The sequence below is a fragment of the uncultured Parasphingorhabdus sp. genome, from assembly GCF_963975735.1.
GTDB lineage: Bacteria > Pseudomonadota > Alphaproteobacteria > Sphingomonadales > Sphingomonadaceae > Parasphingorhabdus.
Window position 1 is genome coordinate 238,298 of sequence record NZ_CAXBIA010000001.1, and the last position, 14,370, is coordinate 252,667.

Sequence of the window (14,370 nt, forward strand, 5' to 3'; positions counted from 1 at the left end):
GTCGCCTTTTTTTATGGCGCTGGCGATTTGGGAAGGCGCTGCCGGGGCTGCCTGATCGCGGACCGGCTCGAGATGAATAATATGATGCTTGTCAGTATCGCGGAGATCAGCATCACCCAGGCAGCGCCCAATGTGCCAAAGCGTGGTAATAATACTGCCATAAGCAGGCCCAGTGCGACCAGTCCGGCAACCCGGGCGACGAGCGCATTTCGGGCTCTGCCGGCTGCCTGAAGCAGCGGTTCGAGGCCCAAGCCTGCCAGACTGATGATGGTCGCGGCACCCAGCAGCAGCAAAATCGGGAAGGCGGCGAGATAGTCCGGACCCGATATGAGGGAGATGATGTTCTTGCCCAGCAATAAAAGACCAAGGAAGAGCACGCCGCCGCTAATTGCCGAAACCCGCAGCGATCGCCAGAACAGGGTCCGCAATTCCTTTGTTTGACCGATGGCGAACAATCGGGATAGTTCCGCAAATAACGGACGGGCAAAAACTTCGGCAAGTCGATTGAGGCTGTTGGCGATCTGGTCGGCCAGACGGAACAGGCCAGCCGCTGCCGGACCGACGAAAAAGCCTACCATGACCACCACCAGCCGTTCGCGGATAACGCTGACCAGATAGGTGAGGTTGGTGAATAGCAGGAAGGCCAGAAACTCTTTTCGGCTTGGCGGTTCCGCAGGGGTAGCAGAGGCATTGCGCAGCGGATGATCGGTCTCTTTCCGTCGCCACACCATCAACCACATCACGACAAAACTGATAAATTCGGACAGGCCCCAGACGATCAGGAATCCCGTCATCGAAGGCAGGGTCGCGACCAGGACCAACGCTCCGGCAAAGCGGACGACGGGAATGATCGCATCGCCAAAAGCATTGCCGCCGAAGCGATCCTGCGCGCGCAATATGCCGATCGGAGTGGACCGGACCGAGAGGAACACAATCACGCCATAGCCCATGATCGCGTTGACGGTCGGATCGCTCCAGCCAAATTGCGACGCGCCGTAGGGGAGCATCAGCCATAACGCCGCACAGGCAGCGAGTCCGCCGAGAAATTCGATCCAGAAATTTTGCGCCGACAATTTCCGGAATGCCCGATGCTGGCCGGCCAGCAAAAAGGGCACGCCGAACTGCACGACGGCCTGCCATGTCTGCAGTTTCAGCACGGCTGTCAGCACCTGAACCGCGCCGACAATGACCATGAATTCGCCAAAGCCCGCTACGCCCAACGTCCGGGTCAATATAGCGAGATAGAAAATGCTCAGAATGGCGCCCAGACCTTTGGCCGAGAAAAGCCAGCTGCTGTTGCGGAAAACCCGAACGAGTGAATCCTCGCTGCGAGACCATCTGGTGAGTAAATTACGCGACACTGGTTTTGACATTTCCGATATATGATCCGGCGGTTGTGCTACTCTTTATCTCAAAATCCAGTTATTTCTATCTCTCTATTACCGAATTTCCTCTTGAAAAAATTTGATGTATTATTCAAAACTAAAAGATGATTGCCAAATTCGACGTAATATTGCTTGCGGCGCAACGAACGGGGGTTATCAATCCGCTCGCTCAAGCGCATGGCGTTAGCCACAAATGCCTGGTCCCCATTGTAGGCGAGGCACTGATTTCCCGTACATTGGCATCGGTCTCCTCCCATCCCGGTTGCCGAGCTATTTATATTTTGATCGAACCCGATGGTGAAAGCGCCGTGCGTCCGGTTGCCGAAACATTCGCGCGTAAAGATCTCCCGATCCACTTCGTCACTTCGGACCGGAATATTGCAGAGAGCGTTTTGCTGGGGTGCGCAAAGGGAACCGCGCCGTTCATCGTTACAACGGCTGACAATGTGCTGATCCGGCATGATAGCATTGACCGGGCGATAAAGGTGATGAACGAGGGAGCGGATGCGGTCGCTGCGCTCGCCAATAAAGACGATATCCGGGGCGTTCATCCTCAGGCCCAGCGGTCTTATTACGAATTCCGTGATCACGGCTATGCCAATTGTAATCTGTACGGGATCGCCGACAGGCAGGCGCTGAATGCTGTAGAAATATTTCGCGAAGGCGGGCAGTTCATGAACAACCCCCGGCGTCTGGTGACCGCGTTTGGGCTGCTCAATATCCTGATAATGCGCTCGGGTCTGATTGATGTTGACCAGGCCTTCCGTCGAATCTCAAAGCGTTTCGGAATCACCTTGCGGCGCGTGCCGCTTAGCGATGGCACACAAGCTGTCGACGTCGATAATGAGACCACCTATCGCGTAGTGGAGGCGATTCTGGAGAACCGTGTAGAAACGCTTGAAATCTGATTGCCTTACGACGCGACATTACAGATTGGCGCAACCGGATGACGACGGGAGCGCCATTGCCAGCGCATGAGGGGCTGGCTAAGTATCGATCCATGAAATGGCTTGTCATTATCGGTGTGTTGCTGCTGGCGTGCGGCGGCTTCGCGTTCTGGTTTTTTTCGCAGCCGGGTCCGAAGCAGCTGGATATGGTCAATAATGTCATGCCGTGCGACAGCGATGCCAGGCTGTTGGTGCAGGACAAAATTTACGACGAGGCGCTGGGTCTCGGACTCAATATCTGGGCACCAAAAACCGCTGCGACAGGGCCGCTTCCCGTCATTGTCTTCATCTATGGCGGTGGCTGGCGTGACGGAGCGAAGGATCAATATGCCTTCACCGGTCGCGCGCTGGCCAATCGTGGCTATATGGTGGTGCTGCCCGACTACCGGCTGTTCCCTGATACCCGCTTTCCCGGTTTTCTCGAAGACAGCGCCAAGGCGCTGGCCTGGGTAGATGATCATATCGGCGAACATGGCGGTGACGCGAACCGGATATTCCTGTCCGGGCAATCCGCCGGTGCCTATAATGCGATGATGCTGGCGCTCGACCGGCAATGGCTGGGGCGCGAAGGCAAGTCGCCGGACCTGATCAGAGGCGTGGCGGCGCTGGCCGGGCCTTATGATTTCTATCCGTTTGATTCTGAAACCACCAAGCAGAGCTTTGGCGACTATCATGCGCCCGAAATGACCCAGCCGGTCAATTTCGTCCGCTCAGATGCGCCGCCGCTGTGGCTATCCACCGGTACCAACGACACCCAGGTCAGGCCGCGAAACAGCAGGATCTTGCGCGACAAGATCCTCGAAGCGGGCGGCGATGCCGAATATGTCGAATATCCCGATGTCGACCATCTCGAGATCATGATGGCGCTGGCCAAGCCATTTCGGCACAAGGCTTCGGTGCTGGATGACATGGTCGCCTTTTTTGAACGGCATAAGTGATTGTACGATTTGATAGGGGAACCGCTGTTTTTGCAGTGCAAAACGGTTGAGATAGTGGCACTTCTTGGTTATGCGGTTCCGCAGAACAAGGGAATCCGATAGACATGGCTACTTTTACGCTCCCCAAGAATAGCAAGATCCGTAAAACCGGTGAGTTGCACAAGGCCCTGACCGGCGGGAAAAAGCGGCCGTTTAAAGTCTATCGCTATGATCCAGACAAGGGCGAGAATCCGCGCTACGACACATTTGAAATCGATACGGATGAATGCGGGCCGATGGTGCTCGACGCGCTGATCAAGATGAAGTCGGAGCAGGATGCTACGCTGACCTTCCGCCGCTCCTGCCGCGAAGGCATTTGCGGATCCTGCGCAATGAATATCAACGGCAAAAATGGTCTGGCCTGCACTACCGCGATCGAAGATTGCGGCAACAAGGTCACCATCACCCCGCTGCCGCATATGGAAGTGATCAAGGATCTGGTTCCTGATTTCACCCATTTTTACGCGCAATATGCCTCGATCGAACCCTGGCTGAAAACCGTGACACCGACGCCGTCAGGCAAGGAACGGCTGCAGTCGCCGGAAGACCGTGGCAAGCTGGACGGACTGTACGAGTGCATTCTCTGTGCTTGCTGCCAGACCAGCTGCCCGAGCTATTGGTGGAACAGCGACAAGTTCCTCGGTCCCGCCATCCTGTTGCAGGCCTATCGCTGGCTCGCCGACAGTCGCGATGAAATGACCGGTGAACGGCTCGACGAGCTGGAAGATCCGTTCCGGCTCTATCGTTGCCACACGATCATGAACTGCGCCAACGCCTGTCCCAAGGGTCTGTCCCCTGCCAAGGCGATTGCCGAGATCAAGAAGATGACCGCCTCGCGCGAAATCTGATTCGGACGCGAGCGCCAATTCATGACTGAAGCCGAGCGCAATTTTGACATCAGCGGTCCCGATCCCGAGCATCCGGGCTGGAATATATGGCAGCTGAACGATCCGGATTGCTATAATAGTTTCTTGGGGAAAATGGTCGTCCGCCGGGGTGGCGACGGAGTGGACGATAATATCGCCCGGGTGCGCATGTTCCCCGAGCGCAAACACCGCAATCTTGGCGATGCCGTCCATGGCGGGACGATGATGGGCTTTATCGACTGTTCGCTGTTCGCCGCGATGCGGGTGCTTCAACTCGGCCCGTCCGGTTATGCCGTAACGCTGGAATTGCAGACGCATTTCCTCGGTTCTGCGCGGATGGACGAGCCGCTCGAGGCACAAGTGGAGATTACCCGCGAAACCGGCCGCTTTCTGTTCATGCGCGGACTGGTTGTGCAGGGCGAAGACGGTCAGGATAATATGGCCTCGTTTACCGCCATCGTGAAAAAGGCGCCTCGCCAGAAAACAGATTTGCAATGAGCGCATTCTACCAGCGCTATCAGGCCCTGATTGCGCACGGCGAACTCCAGCATGATGCCGATCAGGATGATTGTGCAAAACAGCTTGCCCGGCTGCAAAAGGAACTGGAAGCTGTGCCGCCACGAGGCAGCATTTTATGGCGTGCCTTTGGCAAGAAACCTGCTGCGCCCAAGGGCATTTACATGTGGGGTGGCGTCGGACGCGGCAAGTCTATGCTGATGGACCTGTTTTACAATAATCTCGACATTCGCCGGAAGAAACGCGCCCATTTTCATGAGTTCATGCTCGACGTTCACGCCCGGCTCAATGTCGAACGCAAGAAGGAGCAAGGCGATCCGGTGATTCCGGTGGCCAAGGCACTGGCCGGCGAAGCGCGGTTCCTCGCCTTTGACGAAATGGTGGTGAACAACAGTGCCGATGCGATGATCATGTCGCGACTGTTTACCGGGCTGGTCGAAGCGGGGGTGACGATCGTCACCACGTCCAACCGGCCGCCCGATGATCTGTATAAGGATGGGCTCAACCGCGAGCATTTCCTGCCGTTTATCGAACTGCTCAAGACGAGGCTCGACGTGATTTCGCTCAATGGGCCGACCGATTACCGGCGCGAGCGGCTGGGGGACGTTGATCTCTGGCATGTGCCCAATGGCGAGGCTGCAACAAAGGCGCTGAGCGAAGCCTTTTTCCGCCTGACCGACTATCCGCCGGAGGATCGTGACCATGTTCCGTCGGCAGAGATAGAGGTACAGGGCGGCCGGATGCTGACCGTGCCGAAGTCTCTCAAGGGCGTCGGGGTGTTCTCGTTCAAACGGCTATGCGCGGAAGCGCGCGGCGCGCAGGATTATCTGGCGATCGCGCGCCATTATCATAGCGTTATCATCGTCGGCATTCCGGTGCTCTCCAAGGAAAATCGCAACGAGGCCGCGCGCTTTGTCACGCTGATCGACGCGCTCTACGAATATCGGGTGAAGCTGTTGGCCAGCGCCGATGCGGAACCCGATGCGCTATACCCGGCTGGTGACGGCAGTTTTGAATTTGAACGGACGGCATCTCGATTGATTGAAATGCAATCGGATGATTATCTTGCGTTGGGACATGGAGCCGCCGTCTAGAGCAGGCTTAAACTGTCCAGATCGATTGCCATTTGAGCCGGTCGTTCCGCCATCGCGGCGAACATCCGGTCGCCGCGTTCGGTTTGCTGGACGTGGAGCGACGCATTGATCGCCATGATGAATCCGGAAAAGGCGTGGCGGCGATAGTCGGTCCAGAATTGATCAAAATCAGGCCCATCGAATCGGAGAGCTAGATAGGCCCGAACCAGGCTTTCTTCATGCTCGCGCCGGACGGCCGGATCGGCAAAGCTGGTCCCGATGAGATAAGCGACGTCATTGGCCGGATTGCCAAGGGAGCAGGTTTGCCAGTCGACCAGAGCTGCTATCCGGCCACCATCGTGAAACAAAATATTGTCGAGCCGCATGTCGCCGTGGGTGATCGCCTGCTGCTTCGGGGGATGGGCGATATAGCTGCCGATCCGGTCGACCAGCCGCTGGCCGAGGTCCAGTATATCCGGTGACAGCAAAGCGGAGAACCGCTCGCGAAACAGCGGGTAACCGGCGGACAGACTATTCTCCAGAAACTGGGCATTGCCCTCGCCATGATGGAGCCATGGCAGATTTTCGAAGCCGGCTGCCGGCGTGAAACTGTGAAGCGCAGCGGCTTCGGCCAGTGATGATTCGACCTGAAGCAGCGATGCTCCTGCCAATTGATCACCCTGCGACGCGGGTGCCATGTCCTCGAGCAGGAGCACGAATTCCTGCTCATTTTCGGCAATGTCGGCGTGATAGGATTGGGGGCAGAGCGCGTTGCAATGGTCCGCTACATCCCGATACCAGCCGACCTCCATATCATAGAGATGGAAGATCGCAGCGGCGCCCCGGCTAACCGGATCGGCGCTGGGACATTTTGCGATGAAGGTCGTGGGGTGGCTGCCGCCTGACCAGTCGCAGGTAAAGCGGTAGCTGTCGCAGACCTGGCCGGTGCCGACCGGTTCGTGGGTAAGGGATGTGAGTGACCCGGAAGCCGCGCCGAACACTTGCTCGATGAATGCGGTTTCGAATTCTTCCGGTCGCACGGGGAAGCGGCCGCTCATGCTGCGGGGTCCATCAGGCCGGTCAGACCGCTGGTCGCGTGGGGGCCGATGAACAGTTGCTCGACCACGCCAACGCCGCGATGTTCCGCGGCATCGACGGTGAGCACGGTGTCGCTCAGTGCCTGGATATGGATGGTGGTCATGTCGATCGCGGGAGCGGGATCGAGGGTGATGACATCATGGGTGACTTCGAGATCGCCATGATCCATCCCGTGACCCCAGACCGGATGGAGATAGCCGAGACCGGACATATAGAATGTCCGGGCGGCATCGCCGGTGCGGGGTGTGATGGAGAGCGATCCGTTGCCGGTTTCGAGCCGGACCTGTTTGATCCGGCGGGAACCGCTGTGATAGCTGAGGTCGATGGTCTTCGGTTCGAACTCGGTTGCGCTGCCGGAGAACGCGTCGACCACGCCGCGCCGGTTCCACGGCAGGCCGTCGCCGTCGTCGTTGCTGTGGAAGAAGCAGGCATGGTCATCAAAATTGAGCGGAGTCCAGAGCCACCAGAATTGCGGGAAAGCCCCGGCTGGCGGCGGCTGTGACTCCGAGGCGCCAATCGGCCTGATCCCCCAGCTGCGGTCGCGGGTGCCGCGGCAATTGGCGATATCTATGTCCTGACCATCGACGCTGATGATGCCCGACCAGTCGCCGTTTTGCGTCATTCTGGTATAGTCCATCATCAGACGCGGGCCTTCGCGGCGGATGAAACGGGGTTCCTCGATCGGCTGGTGGCGGGCGGTGAAGCGGATGTCGGCGCTGATCGCGCTGTCGTTGCCGGTGACGGTCAGGCCGAGCTGCTGAAGCGGTTCGACGATGGTGACGGTGATCGGTCCGACGGTGAGGTCGAGTCGTTCGCTGGACATTCTCTTCGAGGCGCGCAGATTATGTTGCTTGCCGTCGATCGAGACACAGAAGGCGGCGTCCATGATATCGAGCTGCGGGTAGACACCGAGCGCGGCGGCGAAGAAGATATTGCCGTCGGGCGAATAGCCGTTGAAGAAATAGCGGTCGTAGAAATTGCGGTTGCCGCCCGATAGCGCCATCGGCTCCGGTGTCTGGTGCAGCGGATAGTCGTCGCCTTTTGTCAGCATGTTGCATCCTCTTTTTCTTTGCACCATGCCATTTCAATTTCGCTTTGCAACGCAAAAGATTGGAAGATTTGGAAGCATGTTTTCCGGTTCGTCGGCATGCCTGCGAAGGCTTGTACCCAAACCAATCTGTGGGGCGACTCTGCAGATTGGATCAGGCCCCTGCCTGCGCAGGGGCGACGGCATTTTTTCAGGAATCAAGCCGTCATTATTGCTACTGCGAACCAATTGCAAAGATAGAGGGTAAAATGCTGCTATATGCGGTTGAATTTGTCTTAATTGCGGCCTAATCCGGTCGTTAATATCCTTTTCCGACTCTATTCTATCAGGAGAATTTTCCAATATGGCCCGTAACAAGATTGCGCTGATCGGCGCAGGCATGATCGGCGGCACGCTCGCCCACCTCGCAGCTTCCAAGGAAATGGGCGATGTTGTCCTGTTTGATATCGCCGAAGGCATGCCAGCGGGCAAGGCGCTCGACCTCAGCCAGGCAGCTCCGGTCGACGGGTTCGACTCCAATCTCAAGGGCACCAACGACTATGCCGATATTGCCGGCGCCGATGTGATCATCGTGACCGCAGGTATCGCGCGCAAGCCCGGCATGAGCCGCGATGACCTGATCGGCATCAACCTGAAAGTGATGAAGGCGGTCGGCGAAGGCATTGCCGCCAATGCACCGGACGCTTTTGTTATCTGCATCACCAACCCGCTCGACGCGATGGTCTGGGCCTTGCGCGAATTTTCCGGACTGCCGCACAATATGGTAGTCGGCATGGCAGGCGTTTTGGACAGCGCCCGCTTCCGTCATTTCCTCGCTGACGAATTCAACGTTTCGGTTGAAGATGTCACCGCCTTCGTTCTCGGCGGTCACGGCGATACGATGGTTCCGGTTCCGGCTTATTCGACGGTTGCCGGTATCCCGATCCCCGATCTGATCAAAATGGGCTGGACCACACAGGAAAAAATCGACGCGATCGTCGACCGCACCCGCAAGGGCGGCGGAGAAATTGTCGGCCTGCTCGGTAATGGTTCGGCTTATTATGCGCCGGCAACCAGCGCGATCATGATGGCGGAAAGCTTCCTGAAAGATAAGCGCCGCGTGCTTCCTGCTGCTGCCCATCTGACTGGCCAATATGGCGTTGACGATCTTTATGTCGGCGTACCGGTCATCATCGGCAAAAACGGCGTCGAGAAGATCATCGAAATCGAACTGAGCGAAGAAGCACAGGGCAATTTCAACGTGTCGGTCGATGCGGTGAAGGAATTGCTGGCGGCTTGTAAGGCGTTGGATAGCTCACTGGCATAAGCGCAACCGTCATCCCGGCGAAACAATCGGGATTTCTTGCGACAACACAGCGCGCTGGGACAGGGTTTCCAGCTTTCGCTGGAATGACGAGGAACTAAGTTAAATGAGCATTTTAATCGACAAGAATACCAAGGTCATCACCCAGGGCATGACCGGCAATACCGGTACGTTCCACACGGAACAGGCTTTAGCTTATGGCACGCAGATGGTTGCCGGCGTTACGCCGGGCAAGGGCGGCACCACCCATATCGGTCTGCCCAATTATAACACCGTGGCCGAAGCGAAAGACGCAACTGGCGCGACTGCCAGCGTTGTTTATGTTCCACCGCCATTTGCAGCGGATTCGATCCTCGAAGCGATTGACGCCGAGATCGAACTGATCGTTGCGATTACCGAGGGCGTTCCCGTTCTCGACATGGTTCGCGTAAAACGCGCGCTGCAAGGCAGCAAGTCGCGCCTGATCGGTCCCAACTGCCCCGGCGTACTGACTCCCGGCGAATGCAAGATCGGCATCATGCCCGGCAGCATCTTCATGAAGGGTTCGGTCGGCGTGGTCTCGCGTTCCGGTACGCTCACCTATGAAGCCGTGCATCAGACCACAGCGGTAGGCCTCGGCCAGACCACGGCCGTCGGTATCGGCGGTGATCCGGTCAACGGCACCAACTTCATCGACGTGCTCGAACTGTTCCTTGCCGACGACGAAACCAAGTCGATCATCATGATCGGTGAAATCGGCGGCAGCGCGGAAGAAGAAGCGGCGCAATTCCTGGCGGATGAAGCGAAGAAGGGCCGTTCGAAGCCTACAGTGGGCTTCATCGCTGGCCTCACGGCTCCTCCGGGACGCCGCATGGGCCACGCTGGCGCGATTGTTTCCGGCGGCAAGGGCGGCGCGGAAGACAAGATCGCGGCGATGGAAGCGGCGGGTATCCGCGTGTCGCCTTCGCCAAGCGAACTGGGCACGACATTGGACGCGATGCTGAAAGAGCTGGTCTAGATTACTGGGCCCTCTGCCAGTGCAGAGGGCCACCCTCCCCCAAGGAAATGATCATGGGTTTTGAAGGTCAAGAGTTTCTCCAATCCGAAAAAGAAGCCGGCCCGAGCTGGCAGCGGAAGCACTGGCCGATTGATGATGCCGACGAGCTGAACAGCGCGCTCGATCCCACGCAAATGGGTGTCGAGATCAAGGCAGCCGCCGAGAAGTCCGGCAAGTCGATGTCTGACGCTGAAGTTGCGCGGGCGGCGGAAAATTCAATTCGGGCGATGATGTTGATCCGTACCTATCGGGTGCGCGGGCATCTGGGCGCCAATCTTGATCCTCTGGGCCTGTCCAAGCTTGAGGAACCGGCTGATCTGACTCCCGAATTTCACGGCTTTACCGCAGAATCGATGGACAAGCCGATTTTTCTGGGCGGCGTGCTCGGCTTCCAGACAGCGACCGTCCGCGAGATCGAAGCGGTGTTGCGGGCCAATTATTGTGGCCCGGTCGGCCTCGAATATATGCATATCGCCGATATCGAGGAACGGCGCTTCTTGCAGGACCGGATGGAAGGCAAGGATGCTGAAATCCACTTCACGCCGGAAGGCAAGAAGGCGATTCTCAACAAGGTCATCGAAGGCGAGGAATATGAAAATTTCCTCGGCAAGAAATATGTCGGGACCAAGCGTTTTGGTCTGGATGGCGGTGAATCGATGCTGCCGGCGCTGGAAAATGTCATCAAATATGGCGGCCAGTCCGGCGTCCGCGACATTGTCTATGGCATGGCCCATCGCGGCCGCCTGAACATTCTCGCCAATGTGATGGCCAAGCCCTATAAGGTTATCTTCCACGAATTCCACGGCGGCTCGGCCAATCCTGACGATGTCGGCGGCTCTGGCGATGTGAAATATCATCTCGGCACCAGCACCGACCGCGAATTTGACGGCATCAATGTCCATATGAGCCTGGTGCCCAATCCGTCGCATCTCGAAGCGGTGGATCCGGTGGTGCTTGGCAAGGTCCGCGCGCAACAGGTAGCGCGCGACGATCTTGAAAAACATGATCAGGTGTTGCCGGTGCTGATCCACGGCGACGCCGCCTTTGCCGGCCAGGGTATCGTCTGGGAATGCCTCGGCTTCTCCGGCATCCGCGGTTACAACACGGGCGGTTGCATCCATTTCGTGATCAACAACCAGATCGGCTTTACCACCAGCCCGCAATTCGCGCGCTCCTCGCCTTATCCTTCGGATGTCGCCAAGGGTGTTCAAGCACCGATATTCCACGTCAACGGCGACGATCCCGAAGCGGTGACCTTCGCCTGCAAGATCGCGATCGAATTCCGCCAGCGCTTTGGCCGGGATATCGTGATCGACATGTGGTGCTATCGCCGCTTTGGTCACAATGAAGGCGACGAACCGAGCTTTACCCAGCCAATTATGTATGCCGCGATCAAGAAACATCCCAAGGTCAGCAAGCTGTACGAAGAGCGGCTGGTTGCCGAAGGCGTGATCGACGCGAAATGGGCGGATGATACGCGTGGCGCCTTTGCCGATCATCTCGAAACCGAATTTCAGGCGGCGGCAACCTATAAAGCCGACAAGGCCGACTGGTTTGGCGGTCGCTGGCAGGGGCTGCATATTCCGGCCGATCCGGAAACCGCACGTCGCAATGTCGACACCGCGATTGACACAAAATTGTTCGACAGTCTGGGGCGGACACTGACTACGGTCCCCGAAGGCCTTCGGATCCACAAGACATTGGGCCGGGTGCTCGAAGCCAAGGCGACGATGTTCAAGAGCGGCGAGAATTTCGACTGGGCAACCGGCGAAGCGCTGGCTTATGGCGCGCTGGTCTCGGAAGGCTATAATGTCCGCCTGTCCGGCCAGGACAGCGGACGCGGGACATTTTCCCAGCGCCACGCCGTATGGGTCGATCAGGACACGGAAGAAAAATATGTGCCTCTGAGCACGGTTCGCCATGGCCGGTTTGAAGTGCTCGACAGTCCGCTTTCCGAATATGGCGTGCTCGGCTTCGAATATGGCTATGCCGGTGCCGATCCGAAAACACTGGTATTGTGGGAAGCGCAATTTGGCGATTTCGCCAATGGCGCGCAGATCATGATCGACCAGTTCATTGCCTCGGGCGAAGCCAAATGGCTGCGGGCCAACGGCTTGGTGATGCTGCTTCCCCATGGCTATGAAGGCCAGGGCCCGGAACATAGTTCGGCCCGGCTGGAACGGTTCCTGCAGCTTTGCGCGCAGGATAATATCCAGGTCGCCAATATCACCACCCCGGCCAATTATTTCCACGTGCTGCGCCGGCAAATGCTGCGGTCGTTCCGCAAACCTTTGATCATCATGACGCCGAAGTCGCTGTTGCGGCACAAGCTCGCGGTATCGAACGCCGAGGATTTCCAGGGCGACCATCATTTCATGCGAATATTGTCCGACACCAATCCGCCGGCCGACAAGGACGTGAAGCGTGTGGTGCTCTGCTCCGGCAAGGTTGCCTATGACCTGATCGAGGCGCGCGATGCGGCGGGTGACAAGAATACCGCGATCATCCGGATCGAACAGCTTTATCCGTTCCCGGGCGAACCTCTGGTGGTCCGCCTCAAGCGGATGAAGAATCTCGAGACGATGGTCTGGGCACAGGAAGAGCCGAAGAATAATGGCAGCTGGCATTTTGTCCGCCGTTATCTGGAGAAAGCTCTGGCGCTGGCGGATGTCGGGCCAAGCGAACCGGTCTATGCCGGACGCGCCGCTGCCGCCTCACCGGCAACCGGACTGGCAAGCCGCCACAAGCAGCAGCAGGCGCAGCTGATCGCCGAGGCACTGGGTCACGAAGTAGAATAGAATAAGCGCAGTTCTCCTGTCCTGGCAGGAACCTGACAAGCTACGAAAGCAGAGATGAAATTATGGCAATAGAAGTAAAAGTCCCGGTACTGGGCGAATCGATCACCGAAGCAACTTTGGGCGAATGGCTCAAGCAGCCCGGCGATGCGGTCGCCGCCGATGAGCCGATTGCCAGCCTGGAAACCGACAAGGTGGCGCTGGAAGTGCCCGCGCCGCAAGCCGGTGTGATGGGCGCGCATCAGGTTGCGGTTGGCGATACGGTCGAAGTCGGCGCGGTCATCGCGACGATCGAGGCAGGAAGCGGCGCGGCGATCGCTGCCAAATCTGCTCCGGCTCCGGCCAAGGCGGAAAGCAAGGCCGACGAGCCCGATGCCACGATCACCCTGTCACCGTCGGTCCGCCGGCTGGTGCTTGAACATGGTGTGGATCCCAGCCAGATCAGCGGCAGCGGCAAGGATGGCCGGCTGACCAAGGCGGATGTCGAACAATATGTGAAATCCGGTGCCCAGAGCAACCAGCAGGCCCCGCTGGCCGAAAAAGGCGAAGCCAAGGGCGCGCAGACGCCACCGGCGACCTCCTCGACCGGCAACCGCAACGAAGAGCGCGTCCGCATGACCCGCCTGCGCCAGACCGTCGCGCGGCGGCTGAAAGAGGCGCAGGATACGGCGGCTTTGCTGACCACGTTCAACGATGTCGACATGACTGCGGTGATCGAAACGCGCAGCAAATATAAAGAGCTGTTCGCCAAGAAACACGGCATCAAGCTCGGCTTCATGGGCTTTTTCGTCAAGGCGGCCTGCATGGCGCTGAAAGACGTGCCTTCGGTCAACGCGCAGATTGATGGCGAGGAAATCGTCTATCACGATTATGCCGATATTTCGGTCGCGGTCAGTGCGCCCAACGGTCTGGTCGTTCCGGTCATCCGTAACGCCGAAGCGATGAGCTTTGCCGATGTCGAGAATAGCATTGGTGATTTCGGCAAGCGCGCCAAGGACGGCACGTTGACGATGGCGGACATGCAGGGCGGTACCTTCACCATTTCCAATGGCGGCGTGTTCGGTTCCCTGATGTCGACGCCGATCATCAACCCGCCGCAGTCGGCGGTGCTCGGCCTGCACCGGATCGAGGATCGCGCTGTCGTCGTCGATGGGGAGATCGTCGTCCGTCCGATGATGTATCTGGCGCTCAGCTATGACCACCGTCTGATCGACGGCCGGGAAGCGGTGACCTTCCTGGTCCGGATGAAGGAAGCGATCGAGGATCCGGCGCGGCTTTTGATTGATTTGTAAGCAGACAACCCAATATCCGTCATGCTGACAGAGG

At 58.1% G+C, this 14,370-nt stretch carries 12 protein-coding genes; 9 read left to right on the forward strand and 3 right to left on the reverse strand.

The annotated features are described in order from the left end of the window. Positions 1–11: 11 nt before the first annotated feature. Positions 12–1,373 (reverse strand): oligosaccharide flippase family protein, encoded by a 1,362-nt coding sequence (locus AACZ86_RS01180; RefSeq protein WP_339688797.1) that lies wholly within the window; start codon positions 1,371–1,373, stop codon positions 12–14. Positions 1,374–1,489: 116 nt separating this feature from the next. Here AACZ86_RS01180 and AACZ86_RS01185 point away from each other — a divergent pair, with 116 nt between their 5' ends. The 5 genes from AACZ86_RS01185 to zapE all read left to right on the forward strand — a co-directional run bounded on the left by AACZ86_RS01185 (position 1,490) and on the right by zapE (position 5,785). Further along, entirely contained in the window at positions 1,490–2,293 is an 804-nt protein-coding gene (locus tag AACZ86_RS01185) for an NTP transferase domain-containing protein (protein ID WP_339688798.1), read from the forward strand. A 92-nt stretch (positions 2,294–2,385) separates the two neighbouring features. Next, positions 2,386–3,270: an alpha/beta hydrolase gene (locus AACZ86_RS01190; RefSeq protein WP_339688799.1), complete on the forward strand. Its 885-nt coding sequence runs from the start codon at positions 2,386–2,388 to the stop codon at positions 3,268–3,270. Positions 3,271–3,374: 104 nt separating this feature from the next. Then, a complete protein-coding gene (locus AACZ86_RS01195) occupies positions 3,375–4,157 on the forward strand; it encodes a succinate dehydrogenase iron-sulfur subunit (RefSeq protein ID WP_339688800.1) in 783 nt (260 codons plus the stop codon). Positions 4,158–4,178: 21 nt separating this feature from the next. Then, positions 4,179–4,673, forward strand: coding sequence for a PaaI family thioesterase (locus AACZ86_RS01200; protein ID WP_339688801.1), 495 nt, complete (start codon positions 4,179–4,181; stop codon positions 4,671–4,673). Continuing rightward, positions 4,670–5,785 carry a cell division protein ZapE gene (zapE, locus tag AACZ86_RS01205; RefSeq protein ID WP_339688802.1) on the forward strand — a complete coding sequence of 372 codons (1,116 nt, stop codon included), beginning with the start codon at positions 4,670–4,672 and terminating at the stop codon, positions 5,783–5,785. Before AACZ86_RS01200 ends, zapE begins: the two co-directional genes overlap by 4 nt. On the opposite strand, the gene AACZ86_RS01210 is transcribed toward zapE, so the two are convergent. Together AACZ86_RS01210 and AACZ86_RS01215 are read right to left on the reverse strand one after the other, a co-directional pair. Next, entirely contained in the window at positions 5,782–6,822 is a 1,041-nt protein-coding gene (locus AACZ86_RS01210) for a phosphotransferase (RefSeq protein WP_339688804.1), read from the reverse strand. The two genes, zapE and AACZ86_RS01210, sit on opposite strands and share 4 nt — an antisense overlap. Further along, positions 6,819–7,913 carry a hypothetical protein gene (locus AACZ86_RS01215; RefSeq protein WP_339688806.1) on the reverse strand — a complete coding sequence of 365 codons (1,095 nt, stop codon included), beginning with the start codon at positions 7,911–7,913 and terminating at the stop codon, positions 6,819–6,821. Before AACZ86_RS01215 ends, AACZ86_RS01210 begins: the two co-directional genes overlap by 4 nt. A 340-nt stretch (positions 7,914–8,253) precedes the next feature. On the opposite strand from AACZ86_RS01215, the gene mdh reads away from it, so the two are divergent. The 4 genes from mdh (at position 8,254) to odhB (ending at position 14,336) form a co-directional block, all read left to right on the forward strand. Next, positions 8,254–9,216, forward strand: coding sequence for a malate dehydrogenase (mdh, locus tag AACZ86_RS01220; protein ID WP_339688808.1), 963 nt, complete (start codon positions 8,254–8,256; stop codon positions 9,214–9,216). A 103-nt stretch (positions 9,217–9,319) separates the two neighbouring features. Beyond that, entirely contained in the window at positions 9,320–10,210 is an 891-nt protein-coding gene (gene sucD / locus AACZ86_RS01225) for a succinate--CoA ligase subunit alpha (protein ID WP_339688809.1), read from the forward strand. A gap of 53 nt (positions 10,211–10,263) precedes the next feature. Then, positions 10,264–13,047, forward strand: a complete 2,784-nt coding sequence (locus tag AACZ86_RS01230; RefSeq protein WP_339688810.1) for a 2-oxoglutarate dehydrogenase E1 component — start codon at positions 10,264–10,266, stop codon at positions 13,045–13,047. 62 nt (positions 13,048–13,109) lie between these two features. After that, positions 13,110–14,336 carry a 2-oxoglutarate dehydrogenase complex dihydrolipoyllysine-residue succinyltransferase gene (gene odhB / locus AACZ86_RS01235; RefSeq protein WP_339688811.1) on the forward strand — a complete coding sequence of 409 codons (1,227 nt, stop codon included), beginning with the start codon at positions 13,110–13,112 and terminating at the stop codon, positions 14,334–14,336. Positions 14,337–14,370 lie beyond the last annotated feature (34 nt).

Bases quoted from the DNA above. Each gene is read 5' to 3' on its own strand.
- AACZ86_RS01180 (WP_339688797.1), bottom strand. From the start codon at position 1,373: ATGTCAAAACCAGTGTCGCGTAATTTACTCACCAGATGGTCTCGCAGC.
- AACZ86_RS01185 (WP_339688798.1), top strand. From the start codon at position 1,490: ATGATTGCCAAATTCGACGTAATATTGCTTGCGGCGCAACGAACGGGG.
- AACZ86_RS01190 (WP_339688799.1), top strand. From the start codon at position 2,386: ATGAAATGGCTTGTCATTATCGGTGTGTTGCTGCTGGCGTGCGGCGGC.
- AACZ86_RS01195 (WP_339688800.1), top strand. From the start codon at position 3,375: ATGGCTACTTTTACGCTCCCCAAGAATAGCAAGATCCGTAAAACCGGT.
- AACZ86_RS01200 (WP_339688801.1), top strand. From the start codon at position 4,179: ATGACTGAAGCCGAGCGCAATTTTGACATCAGCGGTCCCGATCCCGAG.
- zapE (WP_339688802.1), top strand. From the start codon at position 4,670: ATGAGCGCATTCTACCAGCGCTATCAGGCCCTGATTGCGCACGGCGAA.
- AACZ86_RS01210 (WP_339688804.1), bottom strand. From the start codon at position 6,822: ATGAGCGGCCGCTTCCCCGTGCGACCGGAAGAATTCGAAACCGCATTC.
- AACZ86_RS01215 (WP_339688806.1), bottom strand. From the start codon at position 7,913: ATGCTGACAAAAGGCGACGACTATCCGCTGCACCAGACACCGGAGCCG.
- mdh (WP_339688808.1), top strand. From the start codon at position 8,254: ATGGCCCGTAACAAGATTGCGCTGATCGGCGCAGGCATGATCGGCGGC.
- sucD (WP_339688809.1), top strand. From the start codon at position 9,320: ATGAGCATTTTAATCGACAAGAATACCAAGGTCATCACCCAGGGCATG.
- AACZ86_RS01230 (WP_339688810.1), top strand. From the start codon at position 10,264: ATGGGTTTTGAAGGTCAAGAGTTTCTCCAATCCGAAAAAGAAGCCGGC.
- odhB (WP_339688811.1), top strand. From the start codon at position 13,110: ATGGCAATAGAAGTAAAAGTCCCGGTACTGGGCGAATCGATCACCGAA.